We start from the raw sequence: 19,754 nt of genomic DNA on the forward strand, positions 1-19,754 counted from the left end.
GGAAGCACCCTATACCCGCCGACCGTCAGCGAGGCAACGGCCGGCGGACCGGGCCGCCGATGTCCCCCCCAGCGACGAAGCCGGATCCGCGCCGGACCGGGCCCTTCCCCCGGTCCGGCCGCCGCTCCGGCCTCGCGGCGTTCTGGCGGCCCTTAGGCCGCCTGGAGACGCTCGTACTTCGCCTGAAGCTGCGCCGGGGTTTCCGCGTGCGCCGGGTCCTTCACGATGCATTCGACCGGGCAGACCGCCATGCACTGGGGCTCGTCGAAATGGCCGACGCACTCCGTGCACCGCTCATGATTGATTTCGTAGATGATAGAGCCGGCCGCAATGGCTTCATTGGGGCATTCGGCGGGGCAGGCATCGCAGTTGATGCACTGGTCGGTAATCTTCAGCGCCATGGTGTTCCGTGTCCCGGTTATGTGTTCGTGTGCCTCACTGCGCCTAAGGCGCCGAGACCTTTCGCGGAGCCGGCGACAAGACAGCCGGCTACTCGCAACGCTATGTCAAATCGTACCGCCAGTGCAACGGCCCCGGCGACACGACACAACGTTCCGTTCTGAGCGTGAACGGATCTGTTCCGCTATCGGGAAACGCCCCGGACCGCATTGACACGGATCAATGCCCATGGCGATCCTCCCCATTGCGGGTACCAATCCGCCGGTCCTGGCCACACGGCACGGACGTGTCCATTGATATCCGCCGCGAAACGGGGCTATACCGCAGGCTTTCATGTTGGTCTGTCATCGACTCTCTGGCGCGCGTGCCATACGGACCCGATACACGGCCCCATGACGACGGAAACATGCTGGAGCAAGTCCAATGGCGCTCACCTCGGTCTCCATCGCACTGACGGGAAGTGGCGGTGCAGGTGTGATGACGGCTGGCCAGATCCTGTTGGACGCTGCCGCCAAGGCGGGATACCACGGCCTCATGGGTCGAACCCTCGGCCCACAGATTCGCGGGGGCGAGTCTGCCGCGCTGTTGCGGCTGGCGACACGTTCGGTTCAAAGCCCCGATGACGGATACGATATCCTGGTCGCGTTCGACTGGGGCAATATTGAGCGGTTCCGCGACGAACTGCCGATCAATCCCGGCGGCCTGATCGTCGCCGACCCCCACGCCGGCCCGGTGCCGGACATCATGCTGACCAGCCAGCCGCATGTCGCGGCCGTGCCGTTCTTCGATCTGGCGAAGAAGGTGCCGGGCGGCCGCGTCAACATGGTGGCGCTGGGTCTGGTCGCGACCCTGATCGGGCTGGATCACGAGTACCTGATGGAACGGTTGGCGATCCAGCTTCACGGCAAGGGGGAAGCCGCGCTGGAGGCCAGCCGGGCGGCCCTGGACGCCGGCGCGGCCGCCGCCGAGGGCCTGGAGCATGTGCCCCGGCTGCATGCGGCCACGCCGCCCACCACGGAGCGCTGGTCCATCACGGGCAACGACGCCGCCGGCGTGGGCGCCATCCAGGGCGGTGTGCGGTTCTGCGCGGCCTATCCGATCACGCCGGCCACCGACATTCTGGAGTGGCTGGCGCCGAACCTGCCCAAGGTCGGCGGCAGTCTGGTCCAGTGCGAGGACGAATTGGCCTCGATCAATATGATCATCGGCTCCAGTTTCGGCGGGGTTCCTTCCCTCACCGCGACGTCCGGGCCCGGTCTGGCTCTGATGATGGAGAGCCTCGGCCTGGCCGTGGCCTCGGAAACCCCGGTCGTCGTCGTCGACGTCCAGCGCGGCGGCCCGTCCACCGGCATTCCGACCAAGTCCGAGCAGGTCGACCTCAACATCGCGGTCAACGGCCTGCACGGCGACGCGCCCCATATCGTGACGGCCCCGTTGTCGATCGCCGACTGCCTGTTTACGACCCAGTGGAGCGTCCACTTGGCCGAGGCGATGCAGACCTGCGTCATCGTGCTGTCGGACCAGATGCTCGGCCAGTCGCGCACGATCATCGACAAGCCGGCGGAGTTGGCCTTCGTCGGGCGCCGGAAGGTCGCCGAGGCCACGAACGCCGCAGAGGCCGTGCCCTACCGGCGCTATGCTCTGACCGCGGACGGCGTGTCGCCGATGGCCCTGCCGGGCACGGAAGGCGGCGCCTACACGGCCGATGGCCTGGAGCACGACGAGTTCGGCCACCCGTCCACCCAGACCACACACCACACCGACCAGCTCGAGAAACGGCGCCGCAAGATCGAGTCGTTCGACTACGGCGATCACTGGGCGCTGGTGGACGGCGACGGGGACGCGGATGTAGCCATCATCACCTGGGGCTCAACGGCCGAGGTCGCGCGCGAGGCCATGGCCCGCGCCCGTGAACAGGGCGTGTCCGTGCGCCTGATCGCCGTGCGCCTCATCGACCCTTTGCCGGTGGATCAGCTGTCCTATGCCCTGGCCGGCGTGTCCCGCGTGCTGGTCGTCGAGCAGAACCATGAAGGTCAGTTCCTGCGCCACCTGCGGGCGCGCATGGACCTGCCCGGCCGCGTCGAGGCCCTGCACCGACCCGGCCCCCTGGGGCTGCGTCCTGGTGAGATCCTGAACCGTATTCTTGCCCGGTAAGATCAGAAAGGAACGTGACATGGATGCGGTCGTCAAGAAGCCCCAGGACTACAAGTCGGACCTGAAGCCGGTCTGGTGCCCGGGGTGCGGGGATTACTCGGTTCTGGCCAGCGTGACCCGGTCCCTCGCCGAACTGGACCTCGATCCGCACACCGTCGCCCTGATCTCGGGCATCGGCTGTTCGTCCCGGCTGCCGGCGTACTCGACCCTGTACGGCTTCCACGCGGTACACGGGCGCGCCCTGCCGGTGGCCACGGGCCTGAAGCTGGCCCGCCCGGACCTGACGGTGCTGGTCGCGGGTGGCGATGGGGACGGGTTCTCCATCGGCGGCAATCATTTCGTCCACGCGTGTCGGCGCAACGTCGACATGACCTATATCGTCATGGACAACAGCGTGTACGGCATGACCAAGGGACAGGCCTCGCCGACGACGGAGTCGACCTGGACCGGATCCAAGCTGACGCCCGAGGGCCCGGGCCTGGCGCCGTTCCGGCCACTCGAAATGGCCCTGTCGGCCGGCGCCACCTTCATCGCGCGGGCGTTCGCCGGGGATCCGCTGGAAATGACCCGCCAGATCTGCGCCGCCATCGCACATCCGGGCTTTTCGTTCATCCACGTGCTCAGCCCCTGTGTCACGTACCGCCCCGAACAGAAGGAATGGCGCACGCTCGTCCACGCCGAGTTCACCGAGCCGGAAACGGACCGGAAGGCTGCGTTCCTGCGCCTGCTGGACGACGACGGGTTCAGCACGGGCATCCTGCTAAAGAGCCCGTCCGCGCCGTTCCGTCCCACCACGGCGGCCAGCGAGCCGATCTCGGCGCTCGGCCGTCAGTTCGCCATCTGATCCGACCCGGCGCCCCTGTCCGGGGGCGCCGCCGCAGGAGTGCCCCCGCCTATGGACAGCCTCGAAGAGTTCATCGCCCACGCCGTCGCCCTGGAGGAGGATTCGGCCGTCCGGTTCGACGACATGGCCGATGCGCTGGACGTGCATCAGAACCACGAGGTCACAGACCTGTTTCGCAAGATGGCGCATTACTCCCGTCTGCATTTGGCCGAAGCCCAGAAGCTGGCCGAAAACAAGGAATTGCCGCGCTTCAAGCCCTGGGAATACAAGTGGCCGGACCGGGAACCCCCGGAAACGCCGGCCATGGATGCCACCCATTACCTGATGACCCCGCACCATGCCCTGGTCATGGCGCTGGACAGCGAGAAGCGCGGGCATGCGTTCTATGAAGGGCTGGCCCTGACGCACACCGATCCGCGCATCCGGGAACTGGCCCTGGAATTCGCGGAGGAAGAAGCGGAGCACGTGGCGATGCTGGAGACGATGCTGACCCGCTACCCCGCGCCCCCCGCCGACTGGGACGAGGATATGGATCCCCCCGTGTCTGTAGACTGACCGCAGCGTAACGACACCGGCCGGCCGCGATCCCTGCGCGATCGGCCCGACGACGAAGGAGCCCGCCGCATGACCGACGCCCCGCCGCCCACGCTTGACGGTCCCTCCGCCCGGCCCGCCTCGGGCGGCGTGCCGCGTCAGCTCGTGGTTCTGCTGCACGGCTATGGTGCCGACGGAAACGACCTGATCGCCCTGGCGCCACATCTGGCCGCCGACCTGCCGGACGCGGTGTTTCACGCCCCGCATGCGCCCGACGCCTGCGAGGTCATGCCCTTCGGCCGGCAGTGGTTCAGCTTCACCCAGTACGATCCCGAGATGTGGCGGCGCGACGCGGCCAATCTCGTCCCGGCCCTCGACATGATGGGGGCTGGCGCCGACAGCGTCGCCCCGGCCCTGAACGCGACCCTCGACGCCCTCTTGGCGCAGTACGGTCTTGGTGCGGACGCCCTGGCTCTGGTCGGGTTTTCCCAGGGCACCATGATGGCCCTGCATGTCGCCCTGCGCCGCGCCACGCCCATGGCAGCGGTCGTCGGCTTCTCCGGCGCGCTGCCCGGCGCGTCGGCCCTGCCGGGCGCGGTCACCGCCCGCCCGCCGATCACGCTGATCCACGGCAAGCAGGACCCCGTCGTGCCGTTCGCGGCCATGGCGCACGCGCAAAGCGCCCTGGCCGAGGCTGGCCTGACCGTCGACACCCATGCCCGCCCCGGGCTGGAGCACGGCATCGACGACGCCGGCATCACGATCGCGCGCGAGACGTTGCGGCGCGCCTTTTCCTGACGGCACCGCGCCCGTCGCCCGAGTCTTGGCGACACGCGGAGCGCACCCGGACCGAGGGGGACAATGCGGTCCGGACCGACACAACGTTAGGGCGCCAACGCCGCCCACATCGGGCTCTTTGGTCGTCGGCGGACGAAAGGGTCCGCCGCCCGACGGACCGGCCGATCCACGTTGACGCCGGCCGGCACTCCGGTCGGCCCGACCCGCCCGCCCCTATCGAAAAATTGCTTTTTTCAACGCTATAGCCGCCCGCCGCGCCCGCAGGACCGCCGTTGCGACGAAGACGCAGCGCGCCGGGTCTCCCGCCGTGCCGCTACCGCCCCCGTTGATAACGGAAATTCATGTTTTCCGTCTGGTCGTTCAATCCTTCCGCGAATACCGTTGTCTCAGGGATGGATCGTGGCGACAGCATCGCAAACGCCGCCACGGGAAGGGGGGGGAGATTTCGGATGAGCATCGTTGCGCGGTTGATGGTGGCCCTTGGCGCGTTTTCTCTGGTTTCAGCCGTCGCGATAGCGCTGGTCTTTACAGTGTTCATGGAAGACCTGACGACCGAAGCTCAACACCGCCACCTTCACGGGCTGCTGGATACGCTGCGCCAGGAATTGAATGCCGAAGGTGAGAAAGCCCTGGCCCTGGCCACTCTCGTGGCACAAACGCCAGCAACCCAGGCCGCCCTGGCGGAGGGGGATCGCGACGCCCTGCTGGCGCAGTACCAGGGGGCGTTCGCCCACCTTCGCGACACCTTCGGCGTCCGGCAGTTCCAGTTCCATCGGCCCCCGGCGACCTCGTTCCTGCGCGTCCACAAACCGGAAACGTTCGGCGACGACCTGTCGAGCTTCCGGCGGACCGTGGTTCAGGCCAACACCGACCGAACCCCGATTCACGGCCTGGAACTCGGCGTCGCCGGGCTTGGCATGCGGGGCGTGACCCCGGTCGAGTACAACGGCCAACCCGTCGGCTCCGTGGAGGTCGGACTGTCCTTCGGCCCGGCGTTTTTCGATACCTTCGCGCGCGACCATGGCGTCGATGTTGCCCTGTACCTGCGCAAACCGGGCGGGCGCTGGGACACCTTTGCCGCCACATCCGAAGCCCCCGCCGATGAAGGCCGGCTTCGCGCCGCCCTGCAGGATGGCATCCAGGTCTATCAAGCGCAGGGCGCCGATCACGAAGAGGCGGTCATTGCCGCGCCGATCCCGGACTACGAGGGCAAGACCATCGGGGTGGCCGTGATTGCGCTGGATTCGTCCCCCTACCTCGCCCAGATCGCGGACGCCCGCGCGCGGGCCGTGATCGCCTCGCTGGTGACCCTGGCCGTGGCGCTGATGGCCGGCTTCGTGATCGCGCGCGGGATCGGGGGAACCCTGCGGTTGGCCTCGGACGCCCTGAGCCGCTTCGCACAAAAGGACTTCTCGGTCGACCTGCCGAAAGCCCGGGGCCACGGCGAGACCGCGCGCGTGATCCAGGCCCTCCATGACTTCCGGGCCCAGACGCTGAAGCTGCACGAAACCGAAAACGAGCAGGCGGCGTATCTGGAGCGCGTCAACGCCCAGCGCGATGACCTGGAGCGTCAGTCACGGAAGGTCCTGCGGGGCGTCGTCGCGGCGACGGTGGAAGCGAACGAGGCGATTGTGGCCCTGATCCACATGATGCGCGACGTCGACGTGGCGACCGAGCAGTCCCAGGCCATGGCCTCGGCGGTCGAGGAGATGGTGGCCGCAACCCGCGAGATCTCCGAATCGTCCGACAACGCCGCCAGCGAGGCCGAAGGCGCGCGCGGCGCCGCCGGTGATGGCGTGTCGGGCGCGACCCGCGCCGTCGACACCATGGAAGGCATTCACAGCGCCGTCAGCGCGGCCAGCCAGCGGGTCGATATCCTGGCCGATGCGTCCTCCCAAATCGGCGACATCGTCCGCCAGATCGAAGAGATCGCCGACCAGACCAACCTGCTGGCGCTGAACGCCACCATCGAGGCCGCGCGCGCTGGCGACGCCGGCAAGGGCTTTGCCGTGGTCGCCAACCAGGTCAAGTCGCTCGCCAATCAGACCGCGCGCGCGACAGAGGATATCCGGGGGCGGATCGACACCCTTCGCGACGAGATGGCCTCCATCATCCACGCCATGGAAAACGGCGCGTCCGCCGTCCAGGATGGCCGGGGCGTCGTCACCGACATGGGCACCCAGTTGCAGACCATCGCCAGCAGCATCAGCACCGTCACCACCCGGATGCACGATATCGCCTCCATTCTCGGCCAGCAGACGAAGGCGACCAACGAAATCGCCGAGGGCACCACGTCCATCGCATCGCTGTCCCAGCGCAACAGCGACGAGGTCAAGGAAGCCCTGATCGCCATGGAACGGGCAACCACGGCGCTCAACGCGCATGTGGCCGCGTTCGCAGGGCATGGCGGACCGATCGTGCTGGTCGAGATCGCCAAGAACGACCACATCATGTTCAAGAAGCGGGTCCTGGACGCCGTGACGGGTCGCGTGCCGTTGGCGGAACGGGATCTGCCGGACCACCTGACGTGTCGCCTGGGGCGGTGGTACGCGCAAATCACCGACGCGCGCCTGAAGGCCCATCCCGCCTTCGCAGCCCTGGAAGCGCCGCATCGGCAGGTTCACAACTGCGGCAAGGAGGCCGTGCATAAGGCGAGCGTCGGCGACGGGGACGGAGCGCTGGAAGCCATGGATTGTCTACAGACCGCGAGCCATGACGTGATTCGCCTGCTGACCGACATGTCCACGGCCATCGAGGCGATGGAGGGGGCGGAGCGGGAGGCCGTGTCGTGACCGCCCGCACGCTCCCCTCTCTGCATGCCAGCGCGGCGGACGGGCCGGCGTGACAGCCCCACCCGGCCGCGCGCTCGGCCCCTGCCCCCTGTGCGGGCGACCGATGGTCGACGGGCCGAGCGTGGAGTGGCACCATTGGATCCCCCGGTCGCGAGGCGGGCGCGACAGCGCGCCCGTGCACCGCGTCTGTCACCGCATGATCCACCGCCGGTTCGACTCCGCCACGCTCGCCCGCACGATGAACACCCCCGACGCCCTCCGCACCGATCCCGCCATGGCCCGGTTCCTGGCCTGGGTCCGCAAACAGCCGCCCGAATTCGTCGCCCGCACCGAGGACCCCGCGCCCCGCCCCCAAAGCGGCCACCGCAGGCGGACCCGGACCCGCCGATGACGGCCGCCGTCTCACGCGCCTGGACCATCGGCCGGCCCCGTCTGGCCTGGGACCCCGACGGCACACCGCGCAGCCTGGATGTCGACGACGGGTTCGCGTCCGCCGCCGACGCCCTGGGCGAGGCCCGGCATGTCCTGCTCGACGGCATCGGCGCGCCCGCCGTCTGGGACCGGCCGGGGCCGTTCACGATCGCCGAGACGGGGTTCGGAACCGGCCTGAACCTCCTGGCCACTTGGGACCTCTGGCGCCGCACCGCACCGCCGGACGCGCGCCCGCACTGGGTCTCGGTGGAGGGCTGGCCGCTGCGCCCCGACGAGGCCGCACGTGCCTTGGCCCGGTTTCCGGACCTGGCGGATCTCGCCGCGACCCTGCTGGCCGCGTGGCCACCACCGGAGCCCGGCCTGCATGTCCGCGCGCTCGATCACCGGGTAACGCTGACTCTCGCCCTCGGCCGGGCGGACGAAGCCCTGCCCGCCCTGACTGGCCCCGTGGACGCCTGGGCGCTGGACGGGTTCGCGCCCGCGCGCAATCCGGATCTGTGGAGCCCGGCGGTGTACGCGGAGGTCGCCCGGCTCAGCCGCCCCGGCGCCCGCCTCGCCACCTACACCGCCGCCGGCTCGGTCCGGCGCGGACTGGAAGCGGCGGGATTCGCGGTGCGTCGCGCACCCGGCTTCGCCGACAAGCGGGAGTGCCTGCGGGCGACGTTCCAGGGACCGGCCGGGACACCGCCGCCCACCGTCCCCTGGGCCGCGCCTCCCAGCCCCGCCCCGGTGGGCGCGCGCGTGGCGATCATCGGGGCCGGGCTGGCCGGGTGCGCGGTGGCGGAGGCCTTGCGGCGGCGCGGCGCCGGTCCGGTGACCGTTGTCGACGCGCGCGGCCATCCGCGCGACAGCCGGCCCGCCGGTCTGCTTGGCCTGCTGGAGCCGCGCCTGGAGAAAGAGGCCTCCCCCGTGGCCGATCTGCACGCGGTCGCGGCCCCTACCGCCATCGCCCTGTATGACCGGCTGGCCCGGGAGGGCGAGGACCCCTGGCGCGGCCCACGGGGTGTGATGGCCGTGGACCGGGCGCGCCGCGACGACGCCTGGCGGGCGGCGGTGGTGGCCCGCATGGGCTGGCCGCCGGACTGGCTGGAGGCCCTGGACGCACGGGACGCCGCAACCCGCCTGGGTGGGGTGGCGCCCCCCACCGAATCGGCGCTTTGGCACCCCCGGGGCGGCTGTCTGGCGCCGACGGCCGTGCTGACCGCGCTGCTGGCCGACACCCCCGTGCGGACGGCGGTGGTCGACCGGCTGGAGCCGCGCGACAGCAGCGATTGGATCCTGCGCGCCCCGGACGGCCGCCCGATTCTGGAAGCCGACGCGGTTGTGATCACCGCCGCCACCGATACCGCCCGCCTGTGGCCCGCCGCGCGCCTGCCGCTGCGCCCGACCCGGGGCCAGATCAGCCTGCTGCGCGCGGCCGGTCCCGACGCGCCCCCCCGCGTCGCGGTCTCCGGGCCGATCTATGCCACGCCACCGGTGTCGGATGGCGCCGGCGGGTGGCGACGTATCCTGGGCGCCACGCAGGTGCCCTGGCGCGCGGACGCGGGCGATCCCTACGCCCCGCGCCCGCAGGACGACGAGAGGTTGCGCGCGACCCTGGCGACCGACTGGCCGGCGCTGGCCGACGCCCTCGCCGAGGAACCAACCGAAGGCGCGCTGGCCGGACTGCGCGCCACCACCCCGGACCATTTACCCCTGGCCGGCCCCCTGTTCGATGCCGAAACCCTGGCACGCCAGCATGGCGAGGCCCTGCGCCACGGCCGGCGCCCCGGGCGGCGGGTCCAGGACCCACCCGGCACGGACGGACCGCCCGGTCTCTACACGCTATGCGGCCTGGGGTCGCACGGCTTGCTGCTGGCGCCTATGATGGCAGACGGGATCGCCGCACAGATCACCGGCACGCCAGGACCGCTGCCCCCGACCCTGGCCGCTGCCGTTCATCCGGCGCGCTTCACCGCGCGTGCCCTTATCCGGGGTCGGGTCGTACCGCCCTGACGGGTAGCGACACGCGGGACTTTCCCGAGCGCGCCTCTTGGTGCATGGTACCGGCGCGCCGCCCCCCGGCCGGGCGCGGCCCCGGCACCGGCGCGCGGGGCTCGATCACCCGAGGAGTTGTTGACGGATGGGTACTTTTAGCATTTGGCACTGGATCATCGTTCTGGTCGTCGTCCTGCTCCTGTTCGGGGCGGGCAAAATTCCGCGCCTGATGGGCGACGTCGCGAAGGGCGTCAAGGCGTTCAAGAAGGGCATGGCGGACGACGACGACGAGACCGAGTCCACTTCCGGCAAGACGATCGAAGGCGGCAACGCCAACGAGAAAAAGACCGACGAGACCGTCCGCAGCTAGGCCGCAGAACCGGACCCGCGCCGCCGGCCACGCGATGGCCGGCTTGCGGGAACCGGACACGCCCCTCCCCCGGCTCCGCTCGTGGTTCGTCGCGCGTGCGCCAGTGTGCGTGTGCGCTTCCCATGAATTAGGCGTGCTCTCCGATGCTTGATTTCGGTTGGACCGAACTCGCGGTCATTGCCGTGATCGCTCTCGTGGTCATTGGCCCCAAGGACCTCCCCAAGGTGCTGCGCACCATGGGACAATGGACGCGGCGTTTGCGCGGGCTGGCGCGCGAATTCCAGGGCCATATCGACGATGTGATACGCGAGGCGGAACTGGACGATGTCCGCGACGGCATCAAGAAGGCCCGGCGCACCAACATCGGCCAGTCGATCAACAAAATGGTCGATCCGGACGGCACCGTCACGCGCGAGCTGAACGACATTGGCCGGGACGGCGGCCGTCGTCGGACCGCGACGCCAGCGCGCGAGACGTTGGACCACGGCGAGGGCGTCGACCCCACGGGTCCGGCCGCGACGGCGGCTGATCCAGCATCCAGCCCCGCCCAGGCCGGATCCACGGTCGGCCCAGAAACGACACCAAAAACAACGACCGCAAAAACACGGACCGACGAGGACTGACCGGTGGCCACCTACAGCGACGACCCCGACGACAACAAAATGTCGCTGGTGGAGCATCTGACCGAGCTGCGCACGCGCCTGCTCTGGTCCGTCCTGGCGTTCCTGATCGCGTTCTTCGCGTGCTACGGCCTCGCCCAGCACATCTACGACTTCCTGGTGCAACCGCTCGCCGACATCATGCACGAGGTCGGCGGCAGCCAGCGCATGATCTACACCGCGCTGACGGAAGCCTTTTTCACCTACGTGAAGGTCGCGGCGTTCGGCGCCGCCATCATCACCTTCCCCATCATCGCGACGCAGATCTGGCTGTTCATCGCGCCGGGTCTGTACAAGCACGAGAAGAAGGCGCTGCTGCCGTTCCTGCTCGCCTCTCCGGTGCTGTTCCTGATGGGGGCGTCGCTCGTCTACTACATGGTCATGCCGCTGGCGTGGCGCTTCCTGCTGGGGTTCCAGACCACCGGCGCGGAGACCGTGCTGCCGATCGAACTGGAGGCCAAGGTTGGCGAATACCTCGGCCTCGTCATGAAGCTGATCCTGGCGTTCGGCCTGTGCTTCCAGATGCCGGTGGCGCTGACCCTGATGGCCCGGGTGGGCATGCTGACATCCAAGACCCTGTCGGCGGCCCGCAAGTACGCCATCGTCGGCGTCTTCGTTCTGGCGGCCGTGGTCACGCCACCCGACATCATCAGTCAGGTCGGGCTCGCGGTGCCGCTCATTCTGCTGTACGAGGGGTCGATCTGGTCCTGCCGTCTGGTCGAAAAGCGCCGCGCCGAGCGCAATGGTGAGGACGACGATCTCGACGACCTCGACGACGACGATGACGGCCCCGACGACGATGGTCCCACGGGGGGTCCCAAGGGTGGTCCCAAAGGCGGAGCGGACGGTGGATCGTCCCGCCGGAACCCGGCCCCCGAAGCGACGGGCGCGGCCGGATCGGCGGCCCCCGCCTCGGCTCCCACCTCCGCCTCCCCGGCGCGCTCCGACACCCGGAGCGGCCCCGGCCCCGAGGCGGAGGCGGACCAGGGCGATGAGGGGGACGAGGACGACGGCCCCCCGGACACCGACTTCAACACGGGCCGCTAAAGGCGCGCCGGACCGGCCCCCCACACACCCCGGGGGCACCCGAACAGCAAGCGAACGGATGGTATTGGTCGATGCATGACATCAAGTGGATCCGCGACAACCCGGAGGCCTTCGACGCGGGGCTGGCACGCCGGGGGCTGGAGCCCGTGTCGCCGCTCCTGATGGCCCTGGACGAGCGGCGCCGCGCGTCGCAAAGCGAGCTGAACGCCCTTCAGTCCCGCCGCAACGAGGCGTCCAAGGCGATCGGCAAGCTCAAGCGCGAGGGCCGGGATGCCTCCGCCCAGATGGAGGAGGTCGCCACCATCAAGGCGCGCATCGCCGAGCTGGATGCCGACAACGCTGCTGTCGATGTGGAGCTTCAGGACCGGTTGGCGGCGATCCCCAACCTACCGGACGCCGACGTGCCGGACGGCCCGGACGAGGATCACAACGTCGAGATCCGACGCTGGGGCGAGCCGCGCGCCTTCGACTTCGAGCCCAAGGATCACGTCGATCTGGGCGCCCCGCTGGGCATGGATTTCGAGACCGCCGGGCGCCTGTCCGGCGCGCGCTTCGTCATCCTGAAGGACCAGATCGCCCGGCTGGAGCGCGCGCTGGTGCAGTTCATGCTGGAGCTGCACACCACGGAGCATGGCTACCGCGAGGTCAACACGCCGGCCCTGGTGCGCGACGAGGCTCTGTTCGGCACCGCCCAACTGCCCAAGTTCGCCGAGGACCTGTTCAAGGTGGAGGGCGGCTTCTGGCTGATCCCCACCGCCGAGGTGACGCTGACCAACATGGTGAGCGGGCAGATTCTGGAGGAGGCGGCCCTGCCCCTGCGCTTCACCGCGTTCACGCAGTGCTTCCGCTCCGAGGCCGGCTCGGCCGGCAAGGACACGCGCGGCATGATCCGCATGCACCAGTTCGAGAAGGTGGAGCTGGTCAGCATCGTGCACCCGGACCGGTCCCGCGAGGAGTTGGACCGCAAGACCGCCTGCGCCGAGGCGGTGCTGAAACGCCTCGGCCTGCCCTTCCGCACCGTGGCCCTGTGCACGGGGGACTTGGGATTCGCCTCCCACCGCACGCACGACCTCGAGGTCTGGCTGCCGGCCCAGGGCCGCTACCGCGAGATTTCGTCGTGCTCCAACGTCGGCGCCTTCCAGGCCCGCCGGATGGACGCCCGCTTCCGGCCCGTGCCACCCGACGGCGGCAAGGCTAAAGGAACCGCGCCCGTGCACACCCTGAACGGCTCCGGCCTCGCCGTCGGCCGCACCCTGGTCGCCGTGCTGGAGAACTACCAGAACGCAGACGGCTCGGTGACCGTGCCCGAAGCCCTGCGGCCCTACATGGGCGGCCTTGACCGTCTGCGTGCCGATGTTTGAGCCGCTCCCCGATCTGTCGCGCGCCCGCATTCTGGTCTCCAACGACGACGGCCTGGACGCCCCAGGCATCAAGGTGCTGGAGCGCATCGCACGGACCCTGTCGGACGACGTCTGGGTGGTAGCGCCGGAAACCGAACAGAGCGGCGCCGGCCATTCGCTGACGCTGCACGACCCGATCCGCTATCATCAGCGGGGGCCGCGCCATGTCGCGGTCCGGGGTACGCCGACGGACTGCGTGCTGCTGGGCGTGAAGCTGTTCACGGGCGACCGGCGGCCGGATCTCGTCCTGTCGGGCATCAATCGCGGTGGCAACATGGGGGAGGACATCACTTACTCCGGCACCGTGGCCGTGGCGATGGAGGGCACGCTTTTGGGCATCCGGTCCCTTGCCCTGTCGTTGCCGTTCGCGGATCCCGACGCCATCCCCTGGGACACGGCCGAGGCGATCGCGCCCGACGTCATCCGACGCGCCTGCGCGGTGCGCTGGAACCGCAACGTGCTGATCAACGTCAATTTTCCGGACTGTGCCCCGGAGCAGCTCCAGGGCGTGCGGGTGGCGCGCCAGGGCAAGCGGGTCGGCTCCAGCCGGTTTTCCGAAAACCTTGTGGAGCGGGTGGACCCGCGCGGCCGCCCCTATGTCTGGATCGGAGTCGAGCAGATCACAGACCTGGAGGGCGCCGACACCGACCTGCACGCGGTGGCCGCCAACCATGTCGCGGTCACGCCGCTGTGCATCGACCTAACGGACGAGGGCACCCTGGCCGAGATGGAGACCGCCTTTTGAGTGCCGGCGACGACGACGGCTCCCCACACAGTCACAAGATCCGGTTGCTGATGGATCTGCGGCTGGCGGGGGTCACCGATACCCGGGTGCTGTCCGCCCTGGAAACCGTGCCGCGCGAGGTGTTCGTCTCCGACCCTTTCCAGGAGCACGCCTACGACAACCGCGCGCTACCGATCGAATGCGGGCAGACCATCAGCCAGCCGCTCGTGGTCGGCCTGATGACGCAGTACCTGGAGCTGGGCCTGCGCGACAAGGTGCTGGAGATCGGCACCGGGTCGGGCTATCAAGCCGCGATTCTGTCGCGGGTGGCCCGCCGGGTGTACACGGTGGAGCGGCATCGGCCCCTGCTGGACCGGGCGGAGGCGCGGTTCCGCCAGATCGGCCTCAGTAACGTCGTGACCCGCCACGGCGACGGCATGAAGGGGTGGCCGGCCCAGGCGCCGTTCACCCGCATCCTGGTCACGGCGGCGGCGCGCCAGATTCCGGAAAGCCTGACCGACCAGCTCGACGACGGCGGGGTGATGGTGCTGCCCGTCGGCGACGAGAACAAGCAGTGGGTCATGCGGGTGCGCCGCAAGAGCCACCGTCTCGCCACGGAGCGTTTGCTGGCGGTGCGGTTCGTACCGTTGTTGGGTGGGCTGGGCGAGTCGGAACGCGGCGCCAATGGCGCCAGCTTTTAGACCCTGCGACCGCAAGCCCGTATAACGCCACGGTGGTCTGGTTGTGGCCGGGCGTCGCCTGTATAGTCGTCTCATGGCCCGCGCACCCCGTCTTCTGCCCGTCGTTCTTGCCGCCGCCGCCCTGGCTTCGGCGGGGCTTGCCACGTCCGGATGTACCCGGGGCTGGCGCGACACGCCCTACGGCACCCCCTACCCCACGGCCAGCGCGCCAACGCGCTTCCAGGGCGATCCCACCCAGGCCCGGCAGGTCACCGTGGTCCCGGGGGACACGGTCTACGCCATCTCCCGCCGCCTCGGGGTTCCCACCCGAGCCATCATCGTCGCCAACGACCTGGCGCCGCCGTTCATCCTGCAGCCTGGGCAGGTTCTGAGCCTGCCGCCGCAGCGGGTGCACGTGGTCGCCCCCGGGGAAACCCTGTACGCCCTGTCGCGCCTCTACGGCCCGCCGGTGTCGGCCATCGCCAACGCCAACGGACTGGCGCCGCCCTATGTGATCCGGGTTGGCGAATCCCTGGTGGTCCCGCTGGACCACCCCGAGACGCCAGCCGCCGCAGCCCCGACGGTGATCGCACGAACGCCGCTTGGCGCACCGCCACCTCAAAGCACGGCGCCGGCCTCGCCGACGACGACCGTCCCCGCTGACCCGGTCCCGCTTCTGGACCCGACGCCGGGTCGGTCGGCGTCACCGACACCCGCGCCGAGTCCAACCCCGACCCCGCCGCCCACAGCCTCCCCGGCCGCCGAACCGCCGCCGCCGCCCCCCATGCCGTCCGCCGCCGTTGCGCGCGATGCCGTCCCGGGGAACGCGCCGCCGCCCCGCGCCGGCTCGCTGTTCCACTGGCCGGTCGAGGGCACCGTCATCACGGAATTCGGACCGAACGACACCGGCCAACATAACGATGGCCTCAACATCGCGGTGCCCGAGGGCACACCGATCCGCGCCGCCGACAACGGCGTGGTGGTGTACGCCGGCAACGAGCTTCAGGGCTTCGGCAACCTCATCCTGATTCGGCATGCCGAGAACTGGACCACCGCCTACGGACAAGCCTCCCGCCTGGACGTCCGGCGCGGACAGGTCGTTGAGCGCGGACAGGTCATTGCCCGCTCCGGCCGCACCGGCAACGTGGATCGCCCGCAAATTCACTTCGAGATCCGCCAGGGCACACGGCCGGTCGATCCGCGGGACCATCTCGTCCCGCCCGGCACGTCGTAACGGACCCGCCATGGCCAAGGGCGATCTGCACGCGGTCATCCGCCTTGCCACGATGGAGATCGACGAGTTGCGCCGTCAGATCGGCGCGCTTCAGCGGCGCGAGGACGAACTGATGGCCCGGGACCGCGACCTCGACGCCCAGCTTGCGCGGGAATCGAAGACCGCGGACGACCATCCCGAAGCGGCGTTCACCTTTGCCTCGTTCCTGTCGGCGCACAGCACCCGCAAGCAGCAGGTCGCAGCCGCCCTGACCGAGGTGCGCGACGAGATCACGGAGGTGCGCGACGCGCTGGCCGATCTGTTCCGGCAGCGCAAGACCTACGAACTGGCCCAGGAGGCCCGGGACCGCAAGGCGGCGGCGGAACGGGCGCGCAAGGAACAGGCCGTGCTCGACGACATCGGGCTGGAGATGCACCGCCGCCGGACGGCCGAGGACGACGAGGCCGATCAGAGCCCGCCGGGGGGACCCGACATCACCGGCTCGTTCTGACCGGCCGGCGCGGCGAATCCTCGTCGCGCACGGCGCGCGGATCGTATAGGACGGGTCCCCACACGACAGGATCAGGACAGGAGACACCCCGTTGGCGGATGTATGGCGGATCGAGATGGTGGTGCCGGCGGCGGCCGTACCGACGTTCGAAGCTGGCTTGGACAGCACGTGCGATGCGCTCATGTGCTTCGAGATCGAGGAGGTCGGCCCCCTGAAAGGGTCCTGGCGCCTGGAAGGTCTGAGCCAATCGGCCCCCGATGCGGACGCCCTGTCCTTGACCATCGCCCTCGCGGCCCGCGCGGCCGGCATCGGCGAGCCGTCGGTGTCGGTGGAGCGGCTGGGACCGCGCGACTGGGTGGCGGAGAACCTGCTGACCTTCCCGCCGCTCGACATCGGGCGCTTCCACATTCGCGGCTCGCACGTCACGGAGCCGCCCCCGGTCGGCCGCCACTGCCTGACCGTGGACGCGGCGACCGCGTTCGGCTCTGGCGAGCATCCGACCACCCACGGCTGCCTGATGGCCCTCGACACCCTGGCGAAGGACCGGAGCCGGCGGCCCGAACGCATCCTGGACATGGGCTGCGGCACCGCCGTGCTCGCCCTGGCCGCCGCCGCCCAGTGGCGCCGCCCGGTGCTGGCGGCGGATCTGGACGCCGAGGCCGTGCGTGTGGCGCGGGAAAATGTGCGCATCAACGGCCTGTCGCGCTTTGTGCGCTGTCTGCGCTCCGACGGCTACCGTGACCGGCGCGTGCACGCCGGCGGCCCGTACGATCTGATCCTGGCCAACATCCTGGCCCGCCCGCTGGCCCGCATGGCCCCGGACGCGGCTCGGGTTCTGGCGCCGGGGGGCCGCATCGTCCTGTCCGGCCTGCTGCGGGCCCAGGAACCGCGGGTCGCCAACGCCTACCGCACGCAGGGGCTGGCGCTGATCCGCCGCTATCCGATCGAGGAGTGGGTCACACTGGTCATGGGCCGACCGGAGCACGCCTGATCCCGCTCCCCTCTTGCCGCCGGGACGCGGCGGGCTCAGATCCCCTCAACGGGCGGTAACCGCCCCACACGAAACACAGCGCAGGACTCGCCGCTCATGACCGCAGTGCCGCACGCCGTTCCGACCTCTCCCGACGCGCTGGAGGCCGTCCTGGAGGCGCTGCGCCCCTGGCTGGGGGACCGCTTGAGCACCAGCGCGGCGGTGCGCGAGCAGCATGGCCGCGACGAGAGCTATCACGACCCCATGCCGCCGGACGCCGTGGCCTTCGCGACCAGCACGGACGAGGTCGCGGCCATCGTCCGCACGTGCGCGGCGCACCGGGTGCCGATTATCCCCTTCGGCACCGGGACCTCGCTGGAGGGGCACATCGCGGCCGTACGTGGCGGCATCTGCATCGACCTCTCGCGGATGAACGCCATCGTAGAGGTGCGGCCGGAGGACATGGACTGTACCGTCCAGGCCGGCGTGACCCGCAAGCAGCTCAACGAATACCTCCGCGACACCGGCCTGTTCTTCCCCATCGACCCCGGGGCCGACGCATCGATCGGCGGCATGGCCGCCACCCGGGCGTCGGGCACCAACGCCGTGCGCTACGGCACCATGCGCGAGGCGGTGCTGGCCCTGACGGTCGTCACGGCGGACGGCCGCGTGGTGCGCACGGCCCGGCGGGCGCGCAAGTCGGCGGCCGGCTACGACCTGACCCGGCTGTTCGTGGGCAGCGAGGGCACCCTGGGCGTCATCACCGAGGTCACTCTACGCCTGCACGGCATTCCGGAGTGCATTCTGTCGGCCGTGTGCCCGTTCCCGACCCTGACGGCGGCGGTGGATACGGTGATCCAGACCATCCAGAGCGCCGTGCCGATGGCCCGAATCGAGTTCCTGGACGCCAACCAGATGCGGGCAGTCAACGCCTATTCGGGCACGAACTACGCCCTCGCCCCGACCCTGTTCCTGGAGTTCCACGGCACCGAGGCGTTTGCCCGCGAGCAAGTGGAGATGGTGCAGGCCATCGCCGCCGAAAACGGCGGCCACGAATTCGCATGGGCCGACACGCTGGAGGAGCGGAACCGCCTCTGGCAGGCGCGGCACAATGCCTATTACGCCAGCCTCGCCCTCAAGCCGGGATCCAAGGGGTTCTCATCCGACGTGTGCGTGCCGATCTCACGCCTCGCGGACTGCGTCGAGGCGACGGCCGCCGACTGCGCGGCCTCCTCGGTGCTGACGGCCATCGTCGGCCATGTCGGCGATGGCAACTTCCACGTCCTGTTCATGGTCGATCCCGACAACGCGGACGAGATCGCCGAGGCGCGCGCGCTCAACGACCGCATCGTCGAACGGGCCCTTTCGATGGAAGGCACCTGCACCGGCGAGCACGGTATCGGCTACGGCAAGATGGCCTTCCTGGAGGCCGAGCATGGTCCCGAGGGGCTCGCCATCATGCGCGCCGTCAAACAGGCGCTGGACCCGGACGACATCATGAACCCCGGCAAGATCGTCCACCGGTAGCGGCGGACCCGGCCGGGAGCGGACGAGGCGACTCATGCACAGCGCGGCACGACGAGTGGTCCTGGCCCTCCTGCTTGGCGTCGGACTGTGGGCCGGGGGACTATGGGCCGGGTTCGTAGGCGACGCCCGGGCCGACATGACGACCCTGGCGGTCCAGTACCTTCTCCGGGAGGCCGGCGACTACGACGGCGGGCTGGACGGCGACCGGGGCGCCCAGACCGAGGCCGCGTTGCAGGCCTTTCAGGCGCGCAATGGCCTGCCGCAGACGGGACAGGCGGACGACCGCACCCTATCCATTCTGCGTATTCTCCAGCGCCCGCGCGCGGTCGGCGTCGGCCGCAGCCTGCGGGCCGCCCTGCGCCAGGGCTTCAAGGTGCGCGGCCTGGAGCCCGACTGGTCCAGTCTGCGGGACGTGGAGGCATTCTCCTTCCGCTTCCAGGACTACGGCCTGGAGTGGTCCTATGTGCATGTCTGCGGCACGGCCCGGTTTCCCGACGAGGCCGATCCCGCCCGGCCGCGCCCCTTCATGATGGACATGGTCCATCAGGATGCCCAGGGCAACACGGACGCCGGGGAGGCGCCGCCGATCGAAGCGCTGCTGGACGGAAACTATGTGTTCAGCGATCTGTGGATGTCGGATTTCGTGTTCGTCGAACCGTTCTGCCGGCTGCGCGTGGGCAGCGCGGTGGCGCTCGGTCTGGTGCGGTAGCGGGACCGGCGCCG

The 19,754-nt window shown here is 69.9% G+C and carries 19 protein-coding genes; 18 read left to right on the plus strand and 1 reads right to left on the minus strand.

Going from position 1 to position 19,754, the window contains the following annotated elements; translation table 11 throughout:
- Positions 1 to 152: 152 nt before the first annotated feature.
- Positions 153 to 401 (minus strand): YfhL family 4Fe-4S dicluster ferredoxin, encoded by a 249-nt coding sequence (locus tag GGD82_RS04005; RefSeq protein WP_150060905.1) that lies wholly within the window; start codon positions 399 to 401, stop codon positions 153 to 155.
- Between the two features lie 421 nt (positions 402 to 822).
- On the opposite strand from GGD82_RS04005, the gene GGD82_RS04010 reads away from it, so the two are divergent.
- The 18 genes from GGD82_RS04010 to GGD82_RS04095 all read left to right on the plus strand — a co-directional run bounded on the left by GGD82_RS04010 (position 823) and on the right by GGD82_RS04095 (position 19,740).
- Positions 823 to 2,553 (plus strand): 2-oxoacid:acceptor oxidoreductase subunit alpha, encoded by a 1,731-nt coding sequence (locus GGD82_RS04010; protein WP_150060904.1) that lies wholly within the window; start codon positions 823 to 825, stop codon positions 2,551 to 2,553.
- 19 nt (positions 2,554 to 2,572) lie between these two features.
- Positions 2,573 to 3,397 (plus strand): 2-oxoacid:ferredoxin oxidoreductase subunit beta, encoded by an 825-nt coding sequence (locus GGD82_RS04015; RefSeq protein ID WP_150060903.1) that lies wholly within the window; start codon positions 2,573 to 2,575, stop codon positions 3,395 to 3,397.
- A gap of 51 nt (positions 3,398 to 3,448) precedes the next feature.
- Complete coding sequence (locus GGD82_RS04020; RefSeq protein WP_150060902.1) at positions 3,449 to 3,952, plus strand: ferritin-like domain-containing protein; 504 nt, start codon at positions 3,449 to 3,451, stop codon at positions 3,950 to 3,952.
- Positions 3,953 to 4,021: 69 nt separating this feature from the next.
- Positions 4,022 to 4,729, plus strand: coding sequence for an alpha/beta hydrolase (locus tag GGD82_RS04025; protein WP_150060901.1), 708 nt, complete (start codon positions 4,022 to 4,024; stop codon positions 4,727 to 4,729).
- 449 nt (positions 4,730 to 5,178) lie between these two features.
- A complete protein-coding gene (locus GGD82_RS04030; RefSeq protein WP_170284137.1) occupies positions 5,179 to 7,521 on the plus strand; it encodes a methyl-accepting chemotaxis protein in 2,343 nt (780 codons plus the stop codon).
- A gap of 49 nt (positions 7,522 to 7,570) precedes the next feature.
- Positions 7,571 to 7,912: an HNH endonuclease signature motif containing protein gene (locus GGD82_RS04035; RefSeq protein WP_150060899.1), complete on the plus strand. Its 342-nt coding sequence runs from the start codon at positions 7,571 to 7,573 to the stop codon at positions 7,910 to 7,912.
- Positions 7,909 to 9,948 (plus strand): FAD-dependent 5-carboxymethylaminomethyl-2-thiouridine(34) oxidoreductase MnmC1, encoded by a 2,040-nt coding sequence (gene mnmC1, locus GGD82_RS04040; RefSeq protein ID WP_150060898.1) that lies wholly within the window; start codon positions 7,909 to 7,911, stop codon positions 9,946 to 9,948. The genes GGD82_RS04035 and mnmC1 overlap by 4 nt, the downstream gene beginning before the upstream one ends.
- A gap of 127 nt (positions 9,949 to 10,075) precedes the next feature.
- Positions 10,076 to 10,300, plus strand: coding sequence for a twin-arginine translocase TatA/TatE family subunit (locus tag GGD82_RS04045; protein ID WP_150060897.1), 225 nt, complete (start codon positions 10,076 to 10,078; stop codon positions 10,298 to 10,300).
- A gap of 143 nt (positions 10,301 to 10,443) precedes the next feature.
- Positions 10,444 to 10,923 carry a Sec-independent protein translocase protein TatB gene (tatB, locus tag GGD82_RS04050; RefSeq protein ID WP_150060896.1) on the plus strand — a complete coding sequence of 160 codons (480 nt, stop codon included), beginning with the start codon at positions 10,444 to 10,446 and terminating at the stop codon, positions 10,921 to 10,923.
- A gap of 3 nt (positions 10,924 to 10,926) precedes the next feature.
- Positions 10,927 to 12,006: a twin-arginine translocase subunit TatC gene (gene tatC, locus GGD82_RS04055; protein ID WP_311731925.1), complete on the plus strand. Its 1,080-nt coding sequence runs from the start codon at positions 10,927 to 10,929 to the stop codon at positions 12,004 to 12,006.
- Positions 12,007 to 12,077: 71 nt separating this feature from the next.
- Positions 12,078 to 13,367 carry a serine--tRNA ligase gene (gene serS, locus GGD82_RS04060; protein WP_150060895.1) on the plus strand — a complete coding sequence of 430 codons (1,290 nt, stop codon included), beginning with the start codon at positions 12,078 to 12,080 and terminating at the stop codon, positions 13,365 to 13,367.
- Positions 13,360 to 14,151, plus strand: coding sequence for a 5'/3'-nucleotidase SurE (gene surE / locus GGD82_RS04065; protein ID WP_150060894.1), 792 nt, complete (start codon positions 13,360 to 13,362; stop codon positions 14,149 to 14,151). Before serS ends, surE begins: the two co-directional genes overlap by 8 nt.
- Positions 14,148 to 14,831 carry a protein-L-isoaspartate(D-aspartate) O-methyltransferase gene (locus GGD82_RS04070; protein WP_260178234.1) on the plus strand — a complete coding sequence of 228 codons (684 nt, stop codon included), beginning with the start codon at positions 14,148 to 14,150 and terminating at the stop codon, positions 14,829 to 14,831. Before surE ends, GGD82_RS04070 begins: the two co-directional genes overlap by 4 nt.
- Before the next feature lie 73 nt (positions 14,832 to 14,904).
- Positions 14,905 to 16,044, plus strand: a complete 1,140-nt coding sequence (locus GGD82_RS04075; protein WP_150060893.1) for a LysM peptidoglycan-binding domain-containing M23 family metallopeptidase — start codon at positions 14,905 to 14,907, stop codon at positions 16,042 to 16,044.
- A 10-nt stretch (positions 16,045 to 16,054) separates the two neighbouring features.
- The gene (locus GGD82_RS04080; RefSeq protein ID WP_150060892.1) at positions 16,055 to 16,534 is read left to right on the plus strand and encodes a flagellar export protein FliJ; all 480 of its coding nucleotides are present in this window, start codon (positions 16,055 to 16,057) and stop codon (positions 16,532 to 16,534) included.
- 91 nt (positions 16,535 to 16,625) lie between these two features.
- Complete coding sequence (locus GGD82_RS04085) at positions 16,626 to 17,525, plus strand: 50S ribosomal protein L11 methyltransferase (RefSeq protein ID WP_246163690.1); 900 nt, start codon at positions 16,626 to 16,628, stop codon at positions 17,523 to 17,525.
- 96 nt (positions 17,526 to 17,621) lie between these two features.
- Positions 17,622 to 19,031, plus strand: coding sequence for an FAD-binding oxidoreductase (locus GGD82_RS04090; RefSeq protein WP_150060891.1), 1,410 nt, complete (start codon positions 17,622 to 17,624; stop codon positions 19,029 to 19,031).
- 34 nt (positions 19,032 to 19,065) lie between these two features.
- A complete protein-coding gene (locus GGD82_RS04095) occupies positions 19,066 to 19,740 on the plus strand; it encodes a peptidoglycan-binding domain-containing protein (protein ID WP_150060890.1) in 675 nt (224 codons plus the stop codon).
- The last annotated feature ends 14 nt before the right edge of the window (positions 19,741 to 19,754 follow it).

The sequence above is a fragment of the Roseospira marina genome (assembly GCF_014197855.1).
GTDB lineage: Bacteria > Pseudomonadota > Alphaproteobacteria > Rhodospirillales > Rhodospirillaceae > Rhodospira > Rhodospira marina.

Coding starts and splice junctions, on each gene's coding strand:
- GGD82_RS04075 (WP_150060893.1), top strand. CDS start 14,905: ATGGCCCGCGCACCCCGTCTTCTGCCCGTCGTTCTTGCCGCCGCCGCC.
- GGD82_RS04030 (WP_170284137.1), top strand. CDS start 5,179: ATGAGCATCGTTGCGCGGTTGATGGTGGCCCTTGGCGCGTTTTCTCTG.
- surE (WP_150060894.1), top strand. CDS start 13,360: ATGTTTGAGCCGCTCCCCGATCTGTCGCGCGCCCGCATTCTGGTCTCC.
- GGD82_RS04090 (WP_150060891.1), top strand. CDS start 17,622: ATGACCGCAGTGCCGCACGCCGTTCCGACCTCTCCCGACGCGCTGGAG.
- GGD82_RS04020 (WP_150060902.1), top strand. CDS start 3,449: ATGGACAGCCTCGAAGAGTTCATCGCCCACGCCGTCGCCCTGGAGGAG.
- serS (WP_150060895.1), top strand. CDS start 12,078: ATGCATGACATCAAGTGGATCCGCGACAACCCGGAGGCCTTCGACGCG.
- GGD82_RS04015 (WP_150060903.1), top strand. CDS start 2,573: ATGGATGCGGTCGTCAAGAAGCCCCAGGACTACAAGTCGGACCTGAAG.
- GGD82_RS04095 (WP_150060890.1), top strand. CDS start 19,066: ATGCACAGCGCGGCACGACGAGTGGTCCTGGCCCTCCTGCTTGGCGTC.
- mnmC1 (WP_150060898.1), top strand. CDS start 7,909: ATGACGGCCGCCGTCTCACGCGCCTGGACCATCGGCCGGCCCCGTCTG.
- GGD82_RS04005 (WP_150060905.1), bottom strand. CDS start 401: ATGGCGCTGAAGATTACCGACCAGTGCATCAACTGCGATGCCTGCCCC.
- GGD82_RS04010 (WP_150060904.1), top strand. CDS start 823: ATGGCGCTCACCTCGGTCTCCATCGCACTGACGGGAAGTGGCGGTGCA.
- GGD82_RS04080 (WP_150060892.1), top strand. CDS start 16,055: ATGGCCAAGGGCGATCTGCACGCGGTCATCCGCCTTGCCACGATGGAG.
- GGD82_RS04025 (WP_150060901.1), top strand. CDS start 4,022: ATGACCGACGCCCCGCCGCCCACGCTTGACGGTCCCTCCGCCCGGCCC.
- GGD82_RS04045 (WP_150060897.1), top strand. CDS start 10,076: ATGGGTACTTTTAGCATTTGGCACTGGATCATCGTTCTGGTCGTCGTC.
- tatB (WP_150060896.1), top strand. CDS start 10,444: ATGCTTGATTTCGGTTGGACCGAACTCGCGGTCATTGCCGTGATCGCT.